Genomic DNA, 23,867 nt, shown 5'->3' on the forward strand with positions numbered 1-23,867 from the left:
TGGATCGTCGTGCCGGGACCGCCGTGCAGCGCATCGCCGACCCAGATCCGCCCGCCGTGCAGCTCGACGATATGCCGCGTGATATACAGGCCGATGCCGGTGCCTTTGAAGCCCTGCTCGATCGCGTGACGCGCCCGGTAGAAGCGCTCGAAGATCAGGTCGCGCTCGGCGGGCGGAATGCCGATGCCGTGATCGGTGACGGTGATCTCAACCCAGCCGTCGTGCGCCGTGGCTCCGGCGCTCAGATGTGCCCCGACGATAATCTCGCCGCCGTCGGGCGAGTACTTGAGCGCGTTGCCGATCAGATTGATCAGCACGCCCTCCATGCGCAGGCGATCCCACGTCACCTCAAGCGGCATGTCGGGCAGATCGGTGATCAGCTTCCGCCCACGCCGCGCCAGATCGAACTCGAAGTGCTTCGCCACGCTGGCGATCAGCGCATCGACGTGGATCGTCTCACGATCGAGCCAGAGCCGTCCGCCCTGGATGCGCGACATATCGAGCAGCCCATCCATCAGATAGGCCAGCTCGTCGCTGCGAGCGTTGATCATCGCAAGCTGCTGAAGCAGCCGAGGCTCGTCGAGCTTGCGCGCGAGACGAGTCGCAATCTGGGCGTAGCCTTTGATCGCGGTTACGGGCGTCTTGAGATCGTGGGCGGCGGCGACGACGAACTCATCCTTGAGCCGGTTCATCTCCTGAAAGCTGGTCATATCGCTATAAACCTCGATCGAGCCGAGCGGCATGCCGTTGACATCGTAGACCTGATCGGCGAAGCGGCCCAGAATCCGGCGCTGCGGCCCGATCACTTCCCACAGCTCGCCGTGGAACGCATCGGCGGACTGGGCCAGTGGGACGACCGTGGTGGGGACCACCGCGACGCGCGGCTTGCCGGGCCATCCCGCCACATCCACACCGAAGAGCGCGCCAAGCCGGGCGTTGGCGTAGCGCACGATGTCCTCCTGATCGAGCAGCAGCACGCCGCTGTCGATGCCGTCGAGCACCGCCTGAAGCCGCCCGCTGGTCTGAAGCAAGGCGTCGTACAGCCGCGCGTTCTCGACGACCGGCCCCAGCAGGTTGCCGATCGTACGCAGCAGCTCGACCTCGTCGGAGCTTGCGGCGCGGTAGCGATCGGTGACGACGTAGAGCCAGCCCTGCAACTGGCGCTCGCCGATCAGCGGCGTGGCGATCACCGTCAGCAGCATATCGGACAAGCGTTCCAGGTCGCTGGCCTGGATGCCAACCTCGTCCGCGCTGCCGCTGACGACCGACGGCTCTCCCCGGCGGATAATATTGTTCCAGAAGGCGCTGAACTGCTGCGGCTCGGACAGCCGCGCGATGAAGGCCGGGGTAAAGCCCTGCTGGGCGGCAAGCCGCAGCTGGTCGGGGGCGAGCTGCGGCACGTACTGCGCGCGATCGATCTCGACCGGCACATCGGCGAGCAAGACCAGCCCGGCCAGCAGATCAAGCTCGGCGATGGCGACCGAGAGCGCCTGGTGCAACAGATCGGCCAGCACGATCGAGCGCGAGGCGGCGGTCACGATCGTGAAGAGCGCCTTGAGCCGCCGGTTGAGGTTGATCAGCCGCTCGGTCGTCGCGACGACGTTGCCCATGCGCTGCCCGACGAGCAAGATCTTGGGTCCGGCTCCGTTGGATGCTGCGTCCGAGGGCAGCGCGACCGCCTGGTAGCCGATCAGCATGATCTGGCCGTCTCCGGCGCTCTGGTTCAGCTCAAAGACCGAGGTCATCTGCCGGGGTACGGCCTGGGCCAGCAGCGCGCGGCCTTTGTTGCGGCTGCCGGGGTCGAGTAGCTCGACGAACGACGCGCCGATCAACTGGGCCGCGCTGTACTGGAGGCTGCTTGTGGCGGCGGCGTTGACGTAGCGGATGATACCGACGGCGTCGAGCACGATCAAGATATTCTGGCTGGCATGAACCGCAGCCTGCGCGATGTCGGCAGGCCACGGGGGAGACGAAGCTGATGCGGAGATGCCGTAGTCTTCCATGAATCTACTGTTTGGACGTAAGCACTGATTGCTCGGCCTGTCGCGCCGCGTTGGTCGCATACCTGGCCGAGGCCAGCGTCACGGCGGTCAGCGGATCGGGATGGTACTGTGTCGCGCCGATCCTGCGCCAGAGTTCGGGATCGCGATCGAAGCACGCGCCGCCGACGAGGACCTCGATCTGTGGATTGGCTGCGCGCAGCTCGCGAATAAGCTCCTGCGTCTGCGGCATATGCCGCTCGGCGCTGGCGGAGATCGCCACCAGATCGGCGTTGAAGCGCACCACCAGCCGCACCCAGTCTCCGTGGGGCACGTCCGCCCCCAGGTAGAGCACGCGCCAGCCCTGGTGCCGAAAAAGATCGGCCAGCATGCGTAGCCCCAGCGCGTGCCGCTCTCCGGCCACGCAGCCCATCACCACGCGCCCGTGCTCGTTGGGCGGCGTGCGCTCGCTGAACCACGGCGAGATCTGGCCGATCAGCCGCTCGGTGATCTCCGTCGCCAGGTGCTCCTCGGCCACGCTCAGCTCGTTCCGCTCCCACAGCTCGCCGATCGTGATCATGCCGGACGCGAGTAGCTTCAGGTAGATCGTGCCGGGCTCGACGCCCGCCGCCCGCGCCGCCGCGATGACCGCCTGAGCCGCCGACTCGTCGCCGTTGCGCAGCGCGGCGATGAATCCGGCCTGGGACTGCTGAAGATCGAAGCTCACGGGCCTACTCCTGGCGACTCAAGCATCGTCGCGATCGTCTCAAGCATCCGATCCAGATCGAACGGCTTGGGTATGAAGCGCACGTGCGGCAGTGTGCTGCGAGGACGGGCACCGGCGCTGATCAGCACGATCGGTATATCCTGGGTATGGCTCAGCGTACGCAGATGCTCGATCAGCTTAATGCCGTTGATGTAGGGCATCATAATATCGATGATCACCAGATCGACGCGCAAGGTCTGCGCCAGGGCCAGCCCGTCGCGTCCGTTATACGCCAGATGAACCGTGTATCCTTCAAGCTCCAGCGCGCTGGCGAGCATATCCGCGACGTAGTCTTCGTCGTCGATGATCAGCACGTTCGGCGCGGACTGATCCGGAATGTACTCGGTAGCCGTCACGCACGCTCCTTCCAGATGGTAGCGTTGCCGTCGAGCGGCTGCTCGACGATCGTCTGTGGCATGCCGGTCATGACGCCTGATAGGTTCTTGAAACGATCGCCGATCTGAATGCTACCGTCCATGATCAGCAGCTCACGCAGCCGCTTGTCGTGATTGCTGCCGCGATTCTTGAGCACCGTGATCGCCCGCTTGATCTCGCCGTGAAGCTCGATGTAGCGCAGCAGTACGATATTATCGACGATGTACGATAGGCCACGGCTGGCGATCGTCAGCTCGGTGCCGAAGAGCTGCGTGATCTCGCGCGTCATCACCGTTGTCACCTCATGCTCTCGCAAGAAGCCTACCAGCGATGCCAGAAAATCGTCGAAGCGATCGGGATCGCGCACGGCAAACTCGAGCTCAGCCACGCTGTCGATCACCACGTGCCGGACATTGCGGGCGATCACCGCCTCGCGTATGCGATAGGCCGCTGCGTCCAGGTTCAGCTCAACCGGCGAGAGCGCCAGCACCTCGGTCAGGCCGTCCTCCAGCCCAAGCGACCCGCCGATGCCGAACTGTTCGGCGCGTATCCGCAACTGCTCAGGATTTTCCTGAAACGATACCAGCAGCCCGCGCTCGCCGACCTGCGCGCCCGCCGCCAGAAAGTGCAGCGACAGCAGCGTTTTGCCGGCTCCCGCCGAGCCGACGATCAGCGTGCTGCTGGAGCGGATCGGCCCGCCGTGCATCATCTCGTCGAGATCGCGCAGGCCAGTCGAGACGCGCTCCTCGGTGGCGCGGTAGCTCGGCGCGTGAGTCAGCGACTCCTGGCGCGGATAGAGCCGAATGCCGGATTGGTCGATCTCGAAGCTATGCTCGCCGCTCAGGTAGCGCACGCCGCGCATCTTGCCGATCCGGAAGGTCCGCCGCTCGGCCATGCCCTCGGTCGCCTGCGCCAGGTTGATGATCCCATCGGCAATCGCAAACTCCGGCTCGGTCTGGATCTCGTCCGGTGTGTACTCGCCGACCAGAATGCTGGTGCAGCCCAGGATCGAGAGCTGGGCCGCCGCGTCGAAGATCGCGCCGCGCGACCGCACGCTGATCTCAAGCACATGCTTCAGGCCGCGAAAGCTGTCGATGATCACCAGATCGGCCTTTTCGCTGCGCACCGTATCGACGATAAAGTTGAGCGTTTCCTTAAAGCCTTTGGTCCGAACCTGGCTGGTGATATTGTAGATCTGAATCCGCTCGCCAATCAGATCGGGCTGGTAGAAGTCGAAGCCGCGAATATGCTCGACGATCTTCGCGTGCGGCTCCGAGACGTTGGTAAAGTAAATCGCGCGCAGCCCGGCCTTTGCCGCGGTGAACGAGATCTGCTGCGCGAAGATCGTCTTGCCCGCACCGGGCGGCCCTGTCAGCACGTACAGCGAGTCGCGCGGAATGCCGCCGCCTAAGACGAGGTCGATCGCGGCATGGCCGGTGCTGAGCTTGCCGCGCGAGATGGAAACCTCCGCGCTGTTCAGGTCGCGGCTATGGCGGTTTGACTGTTGCTCTTCTGTGTCTTGCGGCTGCCGATCAGCCATGCCCTACTCCTTTAGTGCATGTTGTTAGGAGGCACGGATTAGGCGTGCCCATTATATTGCTCAATCAAACGTTCGATGCGATCGAGATCGAACGGCTTGTGAATAAAATGATCGGCGATGCAGTTAGCGGGAGGCCGTATCGCCGCGCTCATTAACGCCACCGGCACGCGCTGAAAACGGGGATTGGTTTTGATCGCCTGCGCCAGAGCCACGCCGTTCATCTGTGGCATCATCACATCGGAGATGACCAGAAGCGGAGGCTCCGGCTCTGCCTCCAGCGCCGCCAGGGCCTCACGACCGTTGGTGGCTATGATGGCCCGATACCCCAAATCCTCGATCAGCGCCGCGATCATTTCTACGAGCACATCTTCATCGTCGACGACCATCACAGACGCCATCGTGTTCTATCCTGCGTTTAGGTGTAGCGATCTAGTGCATCGCTATCTAGCAAGCCGAGTGCCATTCCCAGGCATTGCACGCGCGTATCTCTGTAGGGTAGCACATTTTATACTATTTTCACAAAGTCTTTCGACGAAGATTGATCGCGATCGAGGGAGGCTGGTGCGGCACCAGTCCTCCCTCGTTCACTGTGCGTAGGCGTCCAGCGCAGCGGGTCGGCCCTCATCCAAATAGGACGCTGGCAAGCTGTCGCCGGTAGCGCACAGCCAGCGGGTCTTGCTCGCCCAGCGCGGCGAAGAGCGCCAGCAGCACCCGGCGCGCGCCGTCGTCCCGAAAGGCTCGGTCGCGCTGCACGAGCGTCAAAAGCTGCTGGCATGCCTCTTCCCACTGCTGGCTCCGCGCCGCCAGCGCCGCGAGGGTCCAGCGCGCGTCGCTGTCATTTGGGTTGCGCTCAAGGCGCTGCCGCGCTGCCTCGGGCGTGGACTCGGCGGCGCTCAGGAGCTCGGCGAGCGCCAGCACTGCCTGGGCTGCGGCGTGCTCAGGCAACCCCGCCTGAATCTGCTGTAGCACATCGGCGGCCTGGGGATCGGCTTGCAGCGCCAGAATACGCCCCAGGCCCAGCAGGCTCTTGCCGTGGGCCGGATCGATCTGGAGCGCCTGGCGGTAGAGCGCCGCTGCCGCGTCGGGATCGGCCCGCTCCTGTGCCTGCGCCGCCGCCACAAGCTGATCGAACTGTGAGGGAACGAGCTTTTTGAGCCAGGCGCGCACCTGGCTCTCCGGCAGCGCGCCGGTAAACTCATCGACGACCTTGCCGTCGCGGAAGGCTTTGACCGCCGGAATGCCCTGGACGCCAAACTGGGCGGCCAGCCGCTGGTTACGATCGACGTCGACCTTGGCGAGGATGAACGCGCCGCCCATCTCGTTTGCCAGGCGCTCCAAGACGGGTCCCAGCACGCGACACGGGCCGCACCACGCCGCCCAAAAATCCACGACGACCGGCACGCTCGATGAGCGCTGGAGCACGCCAGTCGCAAAATCGCGCTCGCTTACGTCGATGATCGCTGATGCTGTGGTTGCCATCGCTCCTCCTGAATCGGCTCTGCGGGTACAATACGGGTAGATCGGCGCGACGACATGCAGTTGTCGCGCGGGTACCGATGTATTATAGCGTGCAGGCAAACCCAGGATGTCGGCGCGCGAGATGGAAGGACGAGGAGCGCAGTGGCGGATAAGACACGCGGGCTGCTGAAAGGCCCCAAGTTCAACGGACGACATACCACGCTGATCGCGGCGGCGGTGCCGGTGGTGGAGCTGCTGCGCGACGATCCGCGCGTCACCAAGATTATCATCGGGGTGATCACGCCGCGCCGGGGCAAGACCACCACGCTCAAGGCTGTGACGATCGACGCGGGGCTGAAGATTACGATCGCCGCGCCACGAAATGTGCAGGAGCTCTACGCCTACACCTCCGACAGCGCGGGCGTGCGCTCCGCGCTTGAGGCGCTGCCGCTCTAGTCGCTGGCGGGTACCTCGCCTGCCGCCGGACGCACATCCGCCAGCACGCCCGCCGCGTCCTGGCTTGCCAGCGCGTCGAAGAGCCGCAGCACCCGCCCGACGATGCCCGCGTCGCTGTTGATCGCTCGCGCGGCGCGGTACGCCTCGATTGCGGCTGGCACATGCTGCGCGCCCTCGATCAGCGCCAGACCGCAGAGCGCCAATGCCTTCGTGTCGAGCGCCTTGTACAGCTCCGGCGTGTGCCTGAGCAGCCGGTTGGCCTCTTGCAGCGCGGCATTGAACTTCTCGCGCGCCGTCTCTCGCTCGCCCTGGTGCAGCGCGATCACGCCGAGCAGCGCCATGACGTTATGGTTGTGCTCCGGCGAGTTGTGCAGCAGCGCTGTTTCAGCCGATTCACGCGCTCCGACGAGATCGCCCATGTAGAATCGAGCAAGCGCGAGGAAGCGATAGCTGTAGCTGGCGAGGCGGGGGTTGCTGATTTCGTTGGCGATTTTTGCACTTTCAACCGCGTATTCCATCGCTTCGTTATGGCGTTCCAGGTCTATCTCTACAATTGCTTGATTCACCAAAATAGTACCCTCGAGGACATGAGCACCGATTCTTTGGGCAATTGCTTGCGCTCGCTTGAAATACGCAACAGCTTGGTCGGTTTGCCCAAGATCGCCATTGCTCAGCCCTATGTTCGACAAAATGATACTCTCACCTTCCTCCGCTCTAAGCTTACGCGTAATACCTAACGCTTGCTCATAATGATCCATTGCACGCGCTGTTTGCCCGACCTCTTTGTAGCACGCTCCCAAGCGCATGAGTCTGGTTAGGATTGCATGCTGATCTTTTGTCTCAAGAGCTATATTTAGCGCTTCCTTGAGATGTTTCATTGCACGAATAGGCTGTCCTTGCTCGAACCAATAAACACCGATACTACCAAGGCTCAGACCTTCACCCGATTTATCTTTATGTGCGACGGCTAGAGACAATGACCGTTGATGGCAAGCAATAGCCGGATCATATTGCCCTAAAGCCAGATAACCCCTCCCAAGACTATCTGTACTGAACTGGACTAAGCGATAATCACTGAGGTTATCTAGCAGGCGCTCGTGAAGTTCAACTATTAAGCGATTCTGCCCCCATAAACCTAAGTGATAGTCGATCACCAGCAGCACCCCCGCCGCCACCTCATAATCCTCGCCTGCATAGCGTAGCTCGAACTCGGCCAGCTGCGGCTCAAGATCCGCCAGCGTCTTCCAGTTCTTCTCCGGCTTGCGCGCCTGCTTGAAATACTCCGCGCCGCGATGGAGCAAGGCAAACTGGGTGTAGCGCGGCGCGCCTCTCGCGCTGCGGTCTTCTACCTCGCCGCGTGGGATGCGATCGAAGGCGTATTTGCGATCGACGGGGTGCAGGTAGTAGCGCTCGCTCTGCTTGCGGGCAAACTGCATATTGACCAGCCGCTTGAGCACGGTGTCGCTTTTGATGTTGGCGACGTACGGCTGAAGCATCGAGTCCACGGCGTTGGGCGTGACGGGCCGATTGTACACCGCTAGCGCCTGCATCACCTGCTGGGCGGTGGGGTCGAGACGGCTGAACGCCTCGCCGACCAGCGCCTCGATCACGTTTTCGGGCAGCAGATTCGTGGTATCGTCCAGTATCTCGTGCAGCGAGGTATCGCGGTCGGCGGCCAGGATCGCGAAGAGCGCCTCCAGCGCGCGGGGATAGCCCTGTGTCCGCTCGCGCGCCCGACCTAGCAGCTCATCGGGAGCGTCGCGCAGCCCAACCTTGCCGTCGGCGTCTCTGCGCCGCAGCAGGTTTTCGGCGTAGGGCGCGGGCAATCCCTCATCCAGCGGCAGCGGCGTTTGCCGTCCGGGCTCGAAGAGCGTCAGCGCGCGGGGCGCGATGCGGCTGGTGACGATCACCTTGACCGTATGCGGCGGCAGCTTGAGCAGCGCGTACAGCGCCTCGTCAAGCTCCGTGTCGGTGATACGCTGCGTCTCGGCGTCGATCAGGTTTTCGAGGTTATCCAGCAGCACCACCGTGCGGCCCGTCGTGAAGTGATCGAGCAGCTGGGCCATCTTGACTTCGGTGCTGATGCGCGGGTTGCGGTAGAACGCTTCGAGCGGCGCGGCGACATCCTCCGGCAGCAGCTTGGACAGATCGGTGAACAGGTTGTGAAGGTTCACCTGCCGCGAGCCGATCATGCTCAGATAGATGATGCCGTCCACATCGAGCGCGCCGCCGTCGTTGGGCAGGTGGCCGCTCTCCAGCGCCTTGAGCACGCGGCAGACCATCGTGGTCTTGCCCACGCCGCCGCGCCCGATCACCGTCAGCAGACGGCTGGCGTCGTCGCGCAGGAAGCTGCCGATGCGCTGCGTCTCGGCGTGGCGTCCCTGGAAGTAATCGGGGGCGACGCCCGGCGGCAGGTTGATGATCTTGGTCTGGTTGGCGGTCTGGCGGATCACCTGCTGCTCCGGGAAGCGCTCGCGATCCAGCTGGCGCTCGATGTCGATCTTGGTGCGCTTGGCGACCTTTTCGGGCTCTTCCACCAGCTTGCGCTGCCGGTCGATGTCCTGCTTGAGCAGCGCGATCTCCTCGCGGATGCGTGATTGCTGAACCGGATCAGCGGCGCGGCGCAGGTCGCGCTCGGCATCCGCCAGCCGATCGGTGAGCGCGCGCAGCTTGCCCCTGGGCGTGCCGAACTCCTTAAGTCGGCTGCGCAGCTTTGCCAGGCCGCGATCGAACGACTCCGTGAAGTCGATGTGCTGGCGCGGCTCAAGACGAAACGGCATCTCGGCCTGGGGATCGAGCAGCACGGGGATGACCGGCTTTTTATAGCGCAGCGCGCGGGTCCACTCCTGCTTACAGACCGAGTTCTCCGCAACGCTGTCGGGCGTCATCACGAAGATCAGGCTTTCGCAATCGCGGATCGCCTCGACGATCTGCTGGTCCCAGGCGTCGCCCGCCTGCAGCTCGCGCTTGTCGAGCCAGATCGTGAACGAAGGATCGCCGCCGACCAGTTTGTCGGCCAGTTCGAGCGCGAACTCTTGCGCGTCAACCGAGGAGTAGCTGATGAAGTGGTGCGCTGCCATGGATCGCCTTTCGGATGTGCGTTAGCCGAATTGTAGCATCGGCGTCCAGGCAGGGCAACTGCGATTGCGCCGCGAAAAACCCCCTCTCCTGTCGCAGCGGGAGAGGGGTGGCGCGTGATCGACGGGATGAGGTCCTGCGATCACACCGGAGTGTGCTGCAAGGACTGGCCGAAGATCACCGCCTTGTAGCGCTGGTAGAGGTAGGAAACGCCCAGCAGGATCAGGCCCAGCCCGATGAAGGAGAAGATGCGGTACAGCGTCTCAAGGAAGGCGAGATCGTAGACAAAGATCTTGAGAATGGTGATACCCGCCAGCAGGATCGCGCCGATGCGCAGCGCCGGGACGCGACGCCAGAAGCCCAGGCCGATCAGCGTCGAGGCATAGATCAGCCACACGCCCGAAATCGCAAGCTGCTGGAGATTTTGCAGCCGGTTCAGCGTCGTCCAGGCGTTCTCGGCGACCGCCAGCGTGATCGCGCGGCCAAAGACATCCCTGGTTTCGACAGTGATCAGCTTGAAGATCAGCAGCGCGACGAGTGCGTACCACAGTGCTGGTAGGTGAAGCTGTGGCCGGTAGCCGATCCAGCGCGCGTGCAGCCAGAGGCCGCCGATCAGCAGCGCGAACGCGGCGACACGCACGTTGAGCACGATGCGGAACTGCTCGATCGGAGCAAAGAAGAAGCCGAAGAGCGCCACGATTGCGACCGCGACTAGCGCCGCGCCGACGCCGACGTACATCAGCGACCGCGCCGTGCTCTTGACTCCGGCCCAGACCAGCGGCAGCGAGTAGGCGATCCACAGCACGCCGATCGTCAGCGGGCGCAGGTAGCGCAGGAAGGCCGCCCAATCGCCCGTTGCGGTGTACAGCAGATAGCGGAACACGTCGTTGGTTTCGACAGTCAGCAGCCCTAGCAGCACCACCGACCAACCGACATGCAGGATCGCCGGAATATCCTTCTCGCTCTGCCTGGTCCGGTCGTGGAAGAGCAGCGTGCTCGCCGCAAGCGTCAGCGAGAGCACCGCGAAGGCCAGCGCGCGCTGGTTGAGCAGCGGCGTGAATGTGTCGATCGGGATGTAGGCCGCCGCGCCGGGGGTGCTCGTCAGCTGAAGCAGCGCCAGGACGAAGATGCCCAGTGCGGAATAGCGCACGTAGTCCAGCTTGAAGCGCTGCCCGCACCAGACCAGCGCCAGCGCTTCGAGCGCCCAGCCGATGACCGTGGGAAAGGCCGCAAGCTGGAGCGCCGTCGCCAGCACCAGCGCGGCAATCGCGGTCAGGGTGTACTGCCCGTGGACGTATGTCTGATCCGGCTGTCGCCACATAAAGAGCAGCGCCGTGCCAAAGTAGACTGCGCCCAGCGCCAGGGTCACGCCGCCGATCCAGCCCGGATAGAGCGGGTTGACCAGGCTGTACAGGACCACGTAGAACATGATCGTGTTGACCACCGCCGCAAGATGGCGGAGTTCGATCAGGTCCGTGCCTTTTCGCAATACCTGCGCCACATGCAGCAGATAGAAGATGCCCCAGAAGAGCGAGATGAAGAGCACGGCCACGCCAAACTGCGCCGATGTGTACGCGTTGAGGTACCACAGCGCATAGACCACATAGGTCGCGCCGCGCGTCAGGAACTCAAGCAGCACCCAGGAGTCGCGCCTGAAGACCACGGCCAGTAGACCGATGTCGAGCAGCAGGATGTAGGAGAACAGACCCACCGCGCTGGGTTGATCGGTCGCCAGCAGGAAGGGCGTCAGGAATCCGCCCGCCCAGCCGAGCAGCGAGATCGCCAGGGCGTTGTAGCGCAGCGCCTGGATAAAGGCCACGATCGTCACCAGCGACATCGCGCCGAGGGCTACCGGCTGCGCCACGAGCTGGTAGAAGTTGTAGGAGGCGTACACCGAGAGATAGAGGATTGCCAGGCCAGCGCCGACCAGCCCTTGCGCGAAGATCTCCAATCGCTTGTTCTTCGCGCGCTCGCCGCCGACCAGCAGACCAGCGCCGACGAGCAGGCCGATGACTACGCGCATTGTCTCGGTAATCCAGTTGTTGTCGAAGGCATACTTGAGGAAGAAGCCGACGCCGATCACCAGGGCGAACGCGCCGATCCGGTTGAGCAGCTTGCCGCCGACCAGCAGCTCCCACTCTTCGCGTGTGCGGGAGACTACCGCAGGTGCAGCGGGCGGCTGTGGTATGTTCGTCGCCGGAATTGGCGCGCGCGCCGCTGCCGGCGGCGCGGGTATCGGTCCGTGGGCAGGCATGGATGGTGCTGCCTGCGGGCTGAGCGGTGCGACCGGCACGGCATGGCCTGCCGCTGGCTGCCGGATTGCTGGACCGTGCGCGGGAGCGCTGAGCGGCGGCGCGGCAGCGGGCGCGATCTGATCGAGCCGCTGCTCAAGCCCGGCAACCTTTTCAGCAAGCCGATTCGTGCGGCTGATAAACACCAGCACGACGATAATCAGAATAATAAAGAGCGCTTCCATGAGCCTCCTCCGATCAGGCTAAGCCAGTAGCGCGCGTCGTCACGTATGGCCGTGCTACGAAGTCGCGGTGGATATAAGCCATGCGATAGGGAGAGCCTACAGCTATCAGCGCTGTACCGTCCAGGTAGACAACTGCCAAAGGCTGTATCGACGCTGCAAAAATCCTCGATTCTCCGCCAGATCGCCGCTCCGATCGCGGGATAGCCAGGTCGTCGGGCTTAGACCACGCGCTCGGCGGCAACCTTCTCCAGGTCGTCGGGCAGACTGGGCGGTGATATGGTGCCGCCTGCCACCGCGCTCACCTCTGCCAGCATTCCCGTCGGATCGGCAACTGCCAGCGCGTCGAAGAGTGCCAGCACGCGACTGACGACGCCGGGCTCCTGGCAGATCGCCCGCGCCGCGCGATACGCTGCCAGCGCCGGGGGTAGATGCTGCGATCCTTCGCAGAGCGCCAGGCCGCACAGCGCCAGGGCCTTGCTGTCCAGCACCTTGTAGAGCTGCGCCGTGCGGCTGAGCAGGACGTCGGCCTGCTCCACAGCGCTGGCAAACGCCGATCGCGCCGCCTCGACCTCGCCCTGGCGCAGCGCGATCAGGCCCAGCAGAGCCAGCACGTAGTGGTTATGCTGGATCGAATCGTACTGCCGCGCCGCCTCCGCCGCCGCGCGCGCCGCTGGCAGATCACCGGAGTAGAGCTGCGCGAGCGCCACGCGCCCGTGGCCGGAGCTGCCGAAGAGCGGATTTTTAATCTCTAGCCCGATCTGCACGGTTTCCAGGCTGTACTGAATCGCCTCGGCATAGCTGTGCGTGTCGATCAGAACCTCCGCCAGCGTCTTGTGATGGAACGCCTCGATAAAGCGATTCCCGATCTCGTGGACAATCGTCGACGACTGGCGGCAGTAGTCAATCGCCTGATCGGTCTTGCCCAGGTTGCCGCAGGCATTGCTCATGCTGGTCAGCCAGGTCGCCTCGAAATCGCGGGCACCGATCTCGCGGGCGATTGCCAGGGCCTCCTCGAACGAGCTGAGCGCCTGGTCGCTCCGTCCCAGTTTGACATACGAATTGCCCAGATTGCCCAACAATTCGCTTTCGGTCTGCCTCGCGCCGAGCGCGCGCGCGATCTCTAGGGCCTGGTGGTAGTAGTCAAGGGCCTGCGTCAAGCTGCCCTGCTCGGCGTAGGCATAGCCCAGGCTACCCAGCGCCCCCGCCCTGCCGCTCGGATCGTTCTGCTCAGCGGCGTTGAGCGATTGTCGGCCATACGTCAGGGCTGTAGCGGTCTGGCCCAGCTCGGTGTAGCGATTGCACAGATTGCTCAGAACGAGCGGCAGCATATGCCGCTCGTCGTTGTCGCTGAACATCTCTAGCGCCTGCTTGTAGGCGGTGATCGCCTGGTCGATCTGGCCGCGTGCGGCATAGCACGCGCCGATGTTGTTCAGCCAGCGCCCTTCGCTCTGCCGATCCGCGCTGCCATGTGCCAGATCGATAGCCTGCTGGTAGCAGGCGAGCGCCTGCTGATACTGCGCGATCCTGTAGTAGGCGTTGCCGAGATGGCCGATGTTCTGCTGTCGGATCTGCGGATCGTCGAGCTTGCCCTGGAGCCGCTCGTGCAGCGTGATCAGCTTGCGATAGTGGCCCCAGGCCAACAGCCGCTTCGAGACTGGAGCGTCCAGCAGCACACCCGCTGCAGTATCGTACTCGTGCGCGGCGCAGCGCAGCTCGAACTCGGCAAGCTGCGGCGCGAGATCATCAATTGTCTTCCAGGCTGTTTCGGGCGTGCGCATCTGCTGGAAGTAGTCCGCCGCGCGATGCAGCAGCGCGTACTGGGTAACGGTCGGCGCGGTCGTCTGCGCATCGGCGGGCGTGCCCTGGGGAATGCGGCTCAGCGCATACTCGCGGTCCACGGGATGCAGGTAGTAGCGTCTGGCCTCCTTGCGCACCAGCCTCATCGTCACAAGCCTGCTCAGGATCGGCGCGCTGTTGCCGCCCGGCTGCGAGGGTTGCAGCAGATAATCTACAGCCTCGGTCCGCACCGGACGGCCATAGATTGCCAATGCCTGCATTACCTGCTGCGTGCGCGGATCGAGCCGGTTGAACGCCTCTTCGACCAACTCCTTGACGACGTATTCGGGCATGACGTGCGCGGTATCGGTGAGAAGATCACGCAGCGAGGTATCGCGGTCGGCGGCGAGGATCGCATAGAGCGCCTCCAGCGCGCGTGGATAGCCGCCGGTTCGCTCGCGCGCCTCGGCCAGCAGTTCGGGCGGTGCGTCGCGCAGGCCCAGCGTGCCATCCGCATCCATGACGCGCAAAATATTTTCGGCATCGGGCGACTTCAGGCCCTGGTCCAGCTCCAGCGACTTCTGACGGCCCGGCTGCACCAGCGTCAGGGCGCGTGGGATGATGCTGGTGGTGAGAATGACTTTGACCCCGTGCTGTGGGCAGGTCAGGATCGTCCGGAGCGCCTCGTCCAGCTCAGGATCGCGGATCGCAAAGGTTTCGGGATCGAGCAGCGTTTCCAGGTTATCCAGCAGCAGCACCCTGCGGCCTGTCGGGAACATCTCCAGCAGCATCTCGAACTTGGCGGCGGTGCTAGCCTGCGGCTGTTTATAGAAAGTCTCCAACTGACGCGCGGTTGCACGCGGCAGAAGCTTGCACAGGTTGGTGTAAAGGTTCGGCACGTTCACGCGATACGAGCCGGTGTTGCTCAGATAGATAATGCCGTCTACATCGAGCGGTCCGAGATCGTAGGGCAGCTCTCCGCTTTCAAGCTGCTTGAGCAGGCGGCAGATCAGCGTGGTTTTGCCCGCGCCAACGCGCCCGCTGATGATCATCAGGCGCTGCGACTCGTCGGTGAGGAAATCGCGGATGATGCCCATCTCGACGTAACGATTCTGAAAATGGCGCGGCGCGGTCGTCGGCGGCGGGTTGATGACTGGACAGACGGGGCGGCGTGTCTTGGGCGGTTTCACGCTTGCTGGCGGCTGAGTCGCATGTTGATTGGATGGCGCTGGCCCTCCTGGCTCGGCGATCTGCTGCTGCAACTGGTCGATCTCGGCCCGGATACGCGCCTGCTGGTTTGGATCAGTCTCCCGGCGCAGGTCGCGCTGCGCGTCTTCTAGCCGATCCTTCAGCGTATGCAGCACGCCTTCGGGCGAGTTCAGCCAGCGGAGATGCTGGTGGAGCGTAGCCAGTCCTTGCTCGAACGAGCCGGTGAAGTCGATATACTGCCGGTGCTCAAGACGAAACGGCGGCTCGAGATTGCGGTGGAGCAGCAGCGGAATCACCGGCTTTTTATATCTGAGCGCGCGGCCCCACTCGTTTTTACAGATCGACTGGTTTTCAACGCTGTCCTGAGTCATGACGAAGAGCACGCCCGCGCAGGTCGTGATCGCCTTGGCGATCTCGGTATCCCAGTCAAAGCCCCGCGGAATATCGCGCTTATCGAGCCAGACCGGGATCGACGGCGGCCCGGCCTCTAGGGCATCGGCGAGCTGGAGGGCAAAATCTTGCGCGTCTGCGCTAGAATAGCTGATAAAATAGTATGGAGTCATCGGAGCCTCCTGATCTAGTCGGCGTCGGCGTATGAGCGCTAGCTCTGGGCACGTGCGCGTGGATGAGGTGCTCGCCGGTACGACCGGCTGCATGCTTCGCACGTCGATTGTAGATCGGCGGGGGAGGCGCTGAGGAAACAAGCGGCCTTGCGCGGTGTAGGTTTCTTCACGTATTATTTAGCGCAGGAGGCTGGCGGCGCTGGCGGCTGCATGAGCGAATGGAGAAATATGTACGACATGAGAACGTTTCTCCTCGATCTCGATACCGCCATAGAGGTATACCTGAAACTGGTTCGATTCCTTCAAGCGCGGCGGAGCGCCACACCGATAACCGGATTGTTCTACGGCAAACACAAGGAGCGTCCGACATGCACTCGGATATGATCAACAAAATCGAAAAGGCGAAACGGTACGCCCAGGAACCGGAGCGGCTCACGATATCCGGCTTCCAGGGGCGGTTTCATGGCGCCGACGATCACATCATCGTTCTCGACGGCGATACATGGACCTGTGATTGCAATTTTTTCCAATCCTGGGGAACGTGCAGCCATGTGATGGCGCTGCAACGGCTGCTCGCGCCGATGATCTCAACTGCCGCGCGCTACGCGCCGACGGCGGTGCCGACGTATGAGCCGGAGCCGATCGACGAGCTAGCGCTGGAGCTTTCGGTCTAGGGGCATTACTGCTGGAATACGCATCAGGGAACGCCAGCCCTCGCCCGCACTATATGCGGGGAGGGCTGCTTCGTTTTTCCAGGTTCGAGTTCGAGGTTCAACGTTAAGCTCTCGTCTCTCCTGGTGCTTTGTTCTTCCTCGGTGCTTGCTCCTAGGGCGCCGGATCGCAGTAGCGCTCCACGGTATCGAGCAGGCTGGTCAGGTGGACCGGCTTTTCAAGGTACTCGATCGGCCCGCTGCACAGCACTTTATCCTGGCTGTGGCGATCCGCCGACAGCAGCACCACCGGGATCAAGGCCAGGCTGGGATCGCGCTGCTGCTCGGTCAGGAATTGTATTCCATTCATCACCGGCATCATCAGATCGAGCAGAATCAGCGCTGGCGGCTGGGAGCTACGAAGATAGGAGAGCGCCTCCTGGCCGTTTGCCGCACCAGCGACGGTATAGCCCTCTTCTTCCAGAAACTCAGTCAGCGTCTCGCGAATAACGAACTCGTCCTCAACGATCAAAATATCTGGCGCTGCCTGCCTGCCTATCATGGAGCAAAGCCTTTCGCTACGTCGAATGTTACTGCTCGGCCCTCTACCGGTCGATCGAGTACACGCCGCTAACGTCTTGCTCGCATGATAAGCATCATCTATGCCTCCGTACCCTGCTTGCTGTGCAGCATCGCGGGTACGTCTGAATCAGCCGCCGCGCCGTTGCCAGGCTGCTCGGTGCGCTCGCGGCTCAGGCGCGGCAGCGAAACCGTGAAGGTCGAGCCGCTTCCTGGCTCGCTGGCGACGCGGATCGTCCCGTCCAGCGACTCAACGATCTGGCGCACGATGTAGAGTCCCAGGCCCAGGCCGCCGAAGTTATCGGATGAAACCGCTCGCTCAAAGCGCACGAAGATCCGCTCAAGATGCTCCGGCGCGATGCCGATACCCTCGTCGCGCACAGCCAGATGGACGTTGTCGGCATCACTGGTTACGGTAATCTCGATCGGCTTGCCCGATCCGTACTTCATCGCGTTCGACAGGAGGTTGGTAACAACCTGCTCCAGGCGCGACCGATCGCCGTACACGCACGCCTGCCGATCGCCGATGATCTGCACCTGACAGCCGACCTGGGCTAGCTGCTCCTCGGAGCGCAGCACAACATCGCGGATGATCAGGGCCAGATCGATCTCTTCGAGCTGCATGTCGATCCGTCCGCTGCGAATACGCGCCACGTCCAGCAGCTCATTGATCAGCGCCGCCAGCCGCTCGGTCTGCTGATCGGCTAGCTCAAGCTTCTGCACCAGCCGCTCCGGGCTCAGCCTGCCATAACCGCCCTTTTTGATCGTGCGCAGCAGCGTCTGCACCTGAAGTTGCAGCGATGTGAGCGGCGTTTTCAGCTCGTGGGAGGCGATCGAGAGAAACTCATCGCGAGTCATGATCGCCTCCTGCGCCTCGCGGTAGAGCCGGGCATTGTCCACGGCAAGCGCGGCACGGCGCGCCAGGTCTTCCGCCAGACGCAGATCGGTGGGGCCGTAGGAGCGCTGTGAGTCGGAGGTGACGAAGGTGACGGCACCCAGGGTGCGGCCCCGCGCTTGCAGCGGAACGCACATATACGAGCGGAAGTTGAGCGACCGCAGCAGCCGGAGATGCTCGTCGTCGCGGGCGATCACCGTGAGCAGGCTGTCGTCGACCTGCGTGCGCAACTCCGGCTGGCCCGTATGCAGCACATGCGGCACGCCGTGCTGTGCATCGGCATGAATCGGATACCGGAAGCGCGCCGCGCGCGTCATGTCGAGCTTGGACGGATCGACATGCGCCACCAGCTCACGAATCGTCTGATCGTCTTGCAAAATATCGACGGCGCACCAGTCGGCCAGGATCGGCACGCTGAGCTGCGCTACGCTTTGCAGCGTCGTCTCGTAGTCCAGCGAGTTGGAGAGCAGCCGACTGGCCTCGGCCAGAAATTGCAGAGCCGTCTCGGCGCGCTTCCGCTCGGCGATCTCGGCGTGGAGCGCCTCGTTGGCCTTGCTGAGATCGGCGGTTCGCTCGCGCACCCGCTGCTCAAGCTCTTCCGCCTGGCGCTGGACCGTCAGCGTTTTGCGGAACAGATCGACAAAGACCGCGACCTTGGAGCGCAGAATATCGGGCATGAACGGCTTGAACAAAAAGTCGACCGCGCCGACCGAGTAGCCTTTGAACATACGCGCGTCGCTGCGGTCCAGCGCGGTGAGAAAAATAATCGGCGTATGCTGCGAGCGCTCGCGTCCTCGGATCAGCTCCGCCGTTTCGAAGCCGTCTAGACCCGGCATCTGCACGTCGAGCAGAATAACCGCGAAATCTTGTTGCAGCAGGTACTTGAGCGCCTCCATGCCGGATTGGGCCATCACCAGGTTGTGTCCGAGGTCGCCCAGGATCGACTCCAGCGCCAGCAGGTTCTCGGTCCGATCATCCACCAGCAGGATGTTAACGGCATCTTCAGAAATCATGTTCCTACCTTCGGGACGATATGACATAGCTGAATCAGCAGCGGGGCGATCAGCGGCAGCGGCACCACATGATCGGCCCTGGTCTGGGCCAGCGCGGCCTCCGGCATCACGCGGCACTCGGCGGTAGCAGGCTCTTGTACGATCGTGCAGCCGCCGCGCGCCTTGATCGCCGCCAGTCCTTCCGCGCCGTCGGCGCTCGCGCCCGTGAGAATCAGGCCGATCACGCGCGGCCCGTACGCATCCGCCGCCGACTCGAAGAGCACGTCGATCGATGGCCGCGCATGGAGCACGGGAGCGTCGGTCGAGAGCGCGAAGCCCTCCTGGTCGATCAGCAGGTGATAGTCGGCTGGCCCAAGATAGACCGCCCCGCCGATGATCCCCTGCTTGTCGACGACCTCGTACACGGGTAGGCCGCTTGCACGACCTAGTACCTCGCGCAGCGTGTTATCGGAGTCTTTGTGCCGATGCTGTACCACCGCCAGCGGCACGGCAAAGCTACCCGGCAAGCCGCCAAGCAGCGTACACAGCGCGTGGAGCCCACCAAGCGATGCGCCGATCACAATCAACTCGAACGTCACTACGCAATTCTCCGATATAAGCGCTCGCCGCCGACGATCTCCGCATAGTGCTGCTCGTGCGGTGTGAACTTCAGCGACTCGGCATGACCCAGGCCCAAAACGCCGAACATGCTCAGGCTCTCGTACAGCAGATGATGCACATGCTCCTGGAGCGTCTTGTTGAAATAGATCATCACGTTGCGGCACATCACGACATTGAACTCGTTGAACGAGCCGTCCGTCGCCAGGTTATGCTGGGAGAACGTGATCCGATCTCTGAGCCATGGCCGAAAGATCGCGTGCTCGTAGGCCGCCGTGTAATATTGCGAAAACGATTGCGTCCCGCCTGCCCGCAGGTAATTGCCGGTATACTCCTGCATCTTGACCAGCGGAAAAATGCCGTCTTTGGCCTTGCTCAGCACCGCCGCGTTCATATCGGTCGCATAGATCCGACACCGATCATACAGCCCGGCCTCGTAGAGCAAAATAGCCATTGAGTACACTTCTTCGCCGGTTGAGCATCCCGCGTGCCAGATCCGAATGAACGGATACGTGCGCAGCAGCGGGACGACCTTGGTGCGAAAGGCCAGGTAAAAGTTCGGATCGCGGTACATCGCTGTGACGTTGACCGTCAGCGCCAGCAGGAATCGCTCCATACATGCCGGGTCGTGCAGCACGCGATCCTGTAAGGCAGATACGCTTTTGATCTGCTCCGCGCGCATGGTGTTCCAGATCCGACGCTTGAGCGACGCCAGCGCATAGTTGCGAAAATCGTAGCCGTAGTAGCGCGCTACGCCCTCAAGCAGCAGCTCGATCTCAATATCTTCAAGCTCGTGATTCGTCCCAGGCATACTTATTGCCTGATCGCGGGTCGTGCTTGCGAGTGGATCATCGTACTCCTGCTTCGTGACGGGCAAGATAACCCCCAGTCTGACGGAATATGTACACACAAGGGCGCGGCGCAGCCAGGCTACACCGCACTCCCTTGCAACTTCCACGCCCGTGCTGAATCAGCATGGGAGATGGTTGGGAACCGTCCCCAACACCTCCCCTGTGTTCCAGGGTTCGAGTTCAACGTTCAACGCTGCGCTCTCGTCTCTCCCATGTTCTTTGTTCTTTCGTCCCACACCCCCGGCCCGACAGCGCACTAGCTGTAGAGCCAGACGCGCAGCAGCGATAGCAACTGCTCGGTATCGACCGGCTTGGTGATATAGTCGGACGCGCCCGCCTCGATACATTTCTCGCGGTCGCCCTTCATCGCCTTGGCCGTCAGCGCGATGATCGGCAGCGTTTTGAACTGCTCGCGCTCGCGGATCGACCGTGCCGTCTCGTAGCCGTCCATCTCCGGCATCATGATGTCGAGCAGCACCACATCGATCTCAGGCGTCTGCTGCAACATCTCGATGCCGTCGCGTCCGTTCTCGGCGTACACCACGTGCATCTTCTGCCGCTCCAGCACGCTGGTCAGCGCGAAGATGTTGCGAATATCGTCGTCGATGATCAGCACCTTCTTGCCGACCAGCACCGGATCGCTCTTGTGAACCTGCTCCAGCATACGCCGCTTGGCCTGGGGCAGGTTGGCCTCGACCCGGTGGAGGAAGAGCGCGGTTTCGTCGAGCAGCCGCTCCATCGAGCTCACATCCTTGACGATGATCGTCTCCGCGACGCGCCGCAGCTCGGTTTCTTCCTGCTTGGTCAGGTCTTTAGCTGTATAAACGATGATCGGTAGCTCCTCGATGCGGCCTGATTGCTTCAGTCGCTCGATCAGCTCGACGCCGCTCATGTCGGGCAGGCCCAGGTCCAGCACCATACAGTCGAACTGCTCGGCCTCGATCGCCGTGAGTGCCTCCGAGGCGGTGCCGACGGCGGTCGTACGCACATCGCCCTCGCCGATCAGCTCGACGATGCTCATGCGCTGCACCTCGTCGTCCTCGACGACCAGCAGGTTCTTGACGCCGCGCTCGACGAAGCGCTTGATGTTGGCAAGCGCGGTATCCAGCGCATCCTTTGTCACCGGCTTCTGGAGATAGGCGATTGCGCCCTGGTGCATGCCCCGGTGGCGGCCATCCATCACCGAGATGATATGCACCGGGATGTGCCGCGTCCCCGGATCGTGCTTGAGCCGGTCGAGCACGTTCCAGCCGTCGATGATCGGCAGTTGAAGGTCGAGCGTGATCGCGTCGGGCTTCCAGCGCCGCGCCATGAGCAGCCCGGCGTCGCCCCGCAGCGCGACAAGACCCTTGAAGCCTTTCTCGCGCGCCAGATCGAGCAGAATCCGCGCGAAGGGCATATCGTCCTCGATGATCAGCAGCACCCGATCGCCCGGCTGGATGTTCTCGCGGTCGTCGTGGACCTCGTTTTGCACCAGCAGCGTCGGATCGATCTCAACCTCTGGAATCGTTAGCGCCGCCGTGCCGCTGCCGTTGCCGTCGCCCCTGGTGATCGTGCCCAGGTCGATGATGCCGGGCGTGCTCCAGCGGGCACGATCCTCTTCGGGCGTGAGCGGCACGGTTGGATAGACCTGCGGCAGGTAGAGCGTGAAGGTACTGCCCTGGCCCGGCTGGCTGGTCAGCTTGATCTCGCCGCCGAGCAGATGGGCGATCTCGCGGCTGATCGAGAGGCCCAGGCCGGTACCGCCGTATTTGCGGCTGGTGGTGCCGTCGGCTTGCTGGAACGCCTCGAAGATAATCTTTTGCTTGTCGGGCGCGATGCCGATGCCGGTGTCGCTGACCGCAAAGCCGATCACCACCTCGGCGCGGTTGAGCGTCTCGTTATCGATGCTCCAGCCCTGTTTCATGGCCGCGATGTGCAGTGTCACCTCGCCCTGCTCGGTGAACTTGAAGGCGTTCGACAGCAGATTGCGCAAGACCTGCTGCAAGCGCTTGCCGTCGGTGTGCAGGTTGCGCGGCAGGTCCTCGGCCAGTTCGACGGCAAAGGCCAGATCTTTGTCCATCGCCACCTGGCGGAAGGTCCGATCGATCTCGTTGCGCACCTCGTCGAAGAGCACCGTGCTGATCTCGATGCCCATCGTCCCCGACTCGATCTTGGCGAGGTCGAGGATGTCGTTGATCAGGCCGAGCAGATCGGAGCCTGCCGCGTAGATCGTGTTGGCGAACTCGACCTGCTTCTCCGTCAGGTTGCCCTCGCTGTTGTCCGCGAGCAGCTTCGACAGGATTAGCAGGCTATTGAGCGGCGTGCGCAGCTCGTGCGACATATTCGCCACGAACTCCGACTTATACTTGGACGAGAGCGCCAGCTGCTCGGCCTTCTCTTCGAGCGCCTGTCGCGCCTGCTCGATCTCGCGGTTCTTGCGCTCGACCTCGGTGTTTTGCGCGGCCAGCAGCTCGGCCTTCTCTTCGAGCTCCTCGTTGGTCTGCTGCAACTGCTCGCGCTGCTGCTTGAGCAGCTCCTCGGACGCCTGAAGCGACTTGGCCTGCTGCTCCAGCCGCCGGTTCGTCTCGGTCAGCTCGCGCTGCTGGCCTTGCAGCTCTTCCGCCAGCGATTGCGACTGTTTGAGCAGCTCCTCCTGGCGCATGCTGGCCTCGATCGTGTTCAGCACGATCGCGATGCTCTCGGTCAGTTGGTCGAGGAAGGCCAGATGCGTCTCGTTGAAGCGATGGAACGAGGCCAGCTCGATCACGGCCTTGACCTCGCTCTCGAAGAGCACGGGCAGCACGACGATGTTCATCGGCGTGGCCTCGCCCAGGCCGGAGTTGATCTTGACGTAATCGGTAGGTACCTCGGTCAGCAGGATGCGATCTTTCTCGAGCGCCGCCTGCCCGACCAGGCTCTCGCCCAGGTGGAAGCGGTTGGCAAGGTTTTTGCGCTCGCGGTAGGCGTAGCTGCTCAGCAGCTTGAGCATCTGCTGCTCGCTGTCACCGTCCATGATGTAGAAGACGCCGTGCTGCGCATAGACCAGCGGCGCAAGCTCGGAGAGGATCTGCTTCGAGACGGTCTGGAGATCGCGCTGGCCCTGGAGCATGCGCGTGAAGCGCGCCAGGTTGGTCTTGAGCCAGTCCTGCTCGGTGTTCTTCTGCGTGGTGTCGCGCAGGTTGGCGATCATCTGGTTGATGTTGTCTTTCAGCTCCGCCACTTCGCCCTGCGCCTCGACATCGATCGAGCGGGTCAGATCGCCCTTGGTCACGGCGGTCGCGATCTCGGCGATCGTGCGGATCTGGGTGGTCAGGTTGGCCGCGAGCTGGTTCACGTTGTCGGTCAGATCGCGCCACGTGCCGGACGCGCCCGGCACTTTGGCTTGGCCGCCGAGCTTGCCCTCGATACCGACCTCGCGCGCCACGGTCGTCACCTGATCGGCGAAGGTTGCCAGCGTGTCGGTCATCTCGTTGATCGTGTCGGCCAGCGTCGCGATCTCGCCTTTGGCCTCCAGCTCCAGCTTGCGTTTGAGATCGCCGTTCGCCACCGCCGTCACCACCCGCGCGATACCGCGCACCTGGGCGGTGAGGTTGCCGGCCATCATGTTCACGCTGTCGGTCAGGT

Annotated in this window: 16 protein-coding genes; 2 read left to right on the forward strand and 14 right to left on the reverse strand. The window is 63.0% G+C overall.

Going from position 1 to position 23,867, the window contains the following annotated elements; all coding sequences use genetic code 11:
- The 6 genes from VFZ66_10275 to trxA all read right to left on the reverse strand — a co-directional run.
- Window positions 1-2,003, reverse strand: a 2,003-nt coding sequence (locus tag VFZ66_10275; protein HEX6289568.1) for an ATP-binding protein, incomplete at its 3' end; no start/stop codon positions are given.
- Between the two features lie 4 nt (window positions 2,004-2,007).
- Window positions 2,008-2,706 carry a cobalamin-dependent protein gene (locus VFZ66_10280; GenBank protein HEX6289569.1) on the reverse strand — a complete coding sequence of 233 codons (699 nt, stop codon included), beginning with the start codon at window positions 2,704-2,706 and terminating at the stop codon, window positions 2,008-2,010.
- Window positions 2,703-3,101 (reverse strand): response regulator, encoded by a 399-nt coding sequence (locus VFZ66_10285; GenBank protein ID HEX6289570.1) that lies wholly within the window; start codon window positions 3,099-3,101, stop codon window positions 2,703-2,705. The genes VFZ66_10280 and VFZ66_10285 overlap by 4 nt, the downstream gene beginning before the upstream one ends.
- Window positions 3,098-4,660: an ATPase domain-containing protein gene (locus tag VFZ66_10290; GenBank protein ID HEX6289571.1), complete on the reverse strand. Its 1,563-nt coding sequence runs from the start codon at window positions 4,658-4,660 to the stop codon at window positions 3,098-3,100. The genes VFZ66_10285 and VFZ66_10290 overlap by 4 nt, the downstream gene beginning before the upstream one ends.
- 38 nt (window positions 4,661-4,698) lie before the next feature.
- Entirely contained in the window at window positions 4,699-5,046 is a 348-nt protein-coding gene (locus VFZ66_10295; protein ID HEX6289572.1) for a response regulator, read from the reverse strand.
- A 235-nt stretch (window positions 5,047-5,281) separates the two neighbouring features.
- The gene (gene trxA, locus VFZ66_10300; protein ID HEX6289573.1) at window positions 5,282-6,139 is read right to left on the reverse strand and encodes a thioredoxin; all 858 of its coding nucleotides are present in this window, start codon (window positions 6,137-6,139) and stop codon (window positions 5,282-5,284) included.
- A 141-nt stretch (window positions 6,140-6,280) separates the two neighbouring features.
- Between trxA and VFZ66_10305 the strand changes: the two genes are divergently transcribed.
- The gene (locus tag VFZ66_10305; GenBank protein HEX6289574.1) at window positions 6,281-6,574 is read left to right on the forward strand and encodes a DUF2103 domain-containing protein; all 294 of its coding nucleotides are present in this window, start codon (window positions 6,281-6,283) and stop codon (window positions 6,572-6,574) included.
- On the opposite strand, the gene VFZ66_10310 is transcribed toward VFZ66_10305, so the two are convergent.
- The 3 genes from VFZ66_10310 to VFZ66_10320 all read right to left on the reverse strand — a co-directional run bounded on the left by VFZ66_10310 (window position 6,571) and on the right by VFZ66_10320 (window position 15,676).
- The gene (locus tag VFZ66_10310) at window positions 6,571-9,654 is read right to left on the reverse strand and encodes a TIR domain-containing protein (protein HEX6289575.1); all 3,084 of its coding nucleotides are present in this window, start codon (window positions 9,652-9,654) and stop codon (window positions 6,571-6,573) included. The two genes, VFZ66_10305 and VFZ66_10310, sit on opposite strands and share 4 nt — an antisense overlap.
- 140 nt (window positions 9,655-9,794) lie before the next feature.
- Window positions 9,795-12,128 carry a DUF2339 domain-containing protein gene (locus tag VFZ66_10315; GenBank protein ID HEX6289576.1) on the reverse strand — a complete coding sequence of 778 codons (2,334 nt, stop codon included), beginning with the start codon at window positions 12,126-12,128 and terminating at the stop codon, window positions 9,795-9,797.
- Between the two features lie 218 nt (window positions 12,129-12,346).
- A complete protein-coding gene (locus tag VFZ66_10320; protein HEX6289577.1) occupies window positions 12,347-15,676 on the reverse strand; it encodes a tetratricopeptide repeat protein in 3,330 nt (1,109 codons plus the stop codon).
- Window positions 15,677-16,044: 368 nt separating this feature from the next.
- Between VFZ66_10320 and VFZ66_10325 the strand changes: the two genes are divergently transcribed.
- A complete protein-coding gene (locus VFZ66_10325) occupies window positions 16,045-16,350 on the forward strand; it encodes a hypothetical protein (GenBank protein ID HEX6289578.1) in 306 nt (101 codons plus the stop codon).
- Between the two features lie 151 nt (window positions 16,351-16,501).
- Here VFZ66_10325 and VFZ66_10330 read toward each other — a convergent pair whose 3' ends face one another.
- From VFZ66_10330 to VFZ66_10350, 5 genes are all read right to left on the reverse strand, one after another.
- Window positions 16,502-16,888, reverse strand: coding sequence for a response regulator (locus VFZ66_10330; protein ID HEX6289579.1), 387 nt, complete (start codon window positions 16,886-16,888; stop codon window positions 16,502-16,504).
- Window positions 16,889-16,986: 98 nt separating this feature from the next.
- A complete protein-coding gene (locus tag VFZ66_10335) occupies window positions 16,987-18,813 on the reverse strand; it encodes an ATP-binding protein (GenBank protein ID HEX6289580.1) in 1,827 nt (608 codons plus the stop codon).
- Window positions 18,810-19,391: a chemotaxis protein CheB gene (locus VFZ66_10340; GenBank protein HEX6289581.1), complete on the reverse strand. Its 582-nt coding sequence runs from the start codon at window positions 19,389-19,391 to the stop codon at window positions 18,810-18,812. The genes VFZ66_10335 and VFZ66_10340 overlap by 4 nt, the downstream gene beginning before the upstream one ends.
- On the reverse strand, window positions 19,391-20,221 hold the full coding sequence (locus tag VFZ66_10345) for a protein-glutamate O-methyltransferase CheR (GenBank protein ID HEX6289582.1): 831 nt from the start codon (window positions 20,219-20,221) through the stop codon (window positions 19,391-19,393). The genes VFZ66_10340 and VFZ66_10345 overlap by 1 nt, the downstream gene beginning before the upstream one ends.
- A 296-nt stretch (window positions 20,222-20,517) precedes the next feature.
- On the reverse strand, window positions 20,518-23,867 hold a 3,350-nt coding region (locus VFZ66_10350), incomplete at its 5' end, for a response regulator (protein ID HEX6289583.1).

The sequence above is a fragment of the Herpetosiphonaceae bacterium genome (assembly GCA_036374795.1).
Classification (GTDB): Bacteria; Chloroflexota; Chloroflexia; order Chloroflexales; family Kallotenuaceae; genus LB3-1.

What these genes read in the sequence shown, in the direction of transcription:
- VFZ66_10335 (HEX6289580.1), bottom strand. Translation starts at nt 18,813, where the DNA reads ATGATTTCTGAAGATGCCGTTAACATCCTGCTGGTGGATGATCGGACC.
- VFZ66_10325 (HEX6289578.1), top strand. Translation starts at nt 16,045, where the DNA reads ATGCACTCGGATATGATCAACAAAATCGAAAAGGCGAAACGGTACGCC.
- VFZ66_10290 (HEX6289571.1), bottom strand. Translation starts at nt 4,660, where the DNA reads ATGGCTGATCGGCAGCCGCAAGACACAGAAGAGCAACAGTCAAACCGC.
- VFZ66_10330 (HEX6289579.1), bottom strand. Translation starts at nt 16,888, where the DNA reads ATGATAGGCAGGCAGGCAGCGCCAGATATTTTGATCGTTGAGGACGAG.
- VFZ66_10320 (HEX6289577.1), bottom strand. Translation starts at nt 15,676, where the DNA reads ATGACTCCATACTATTTTATCAGCTATTCTAGCGCAGACGCGCAAGAT.
- VFZ66_10315 (HEX6289576.1), bottom strand. Translation starts at nt 12,128, where the DNA reads ATGGAAGCGCTCTTTATTATTCTGATTATCGTCGTGCTGGTGTTTATC.
- VFZ66_10310 (HEX6289575.1), bottom strand. Translation starts at nt 9,654, where the DNA reads ATGGCAGCGCACCACTTCATCAGCTACTCCTCGGTTGACGCGCAAGAG.
- VFZ66_10345 (HEX6289582.1), bottom strand. Translation starts at nt 20,221, where the DNA reads ATGCCTGGGACGAATCACGAGCTTGAAGATATTGAGATCGAGCTGCTG.
- VFZ66_10295 (HEX6289572.1), bottom strand. Translation starts at nt 5,046, where the DNA reads ATGGTCGTCGACGATGAAGATGTGCTCGTAGAAATGATCGCGGCGCTG.
- trxA (HEX6289573.1), bottom strand. Translation starts at nt 6,139, where the DNA reads ATGGCAACCACAGCATCAGCGATCATCGACGTAAGCGAGCGCGATTTT.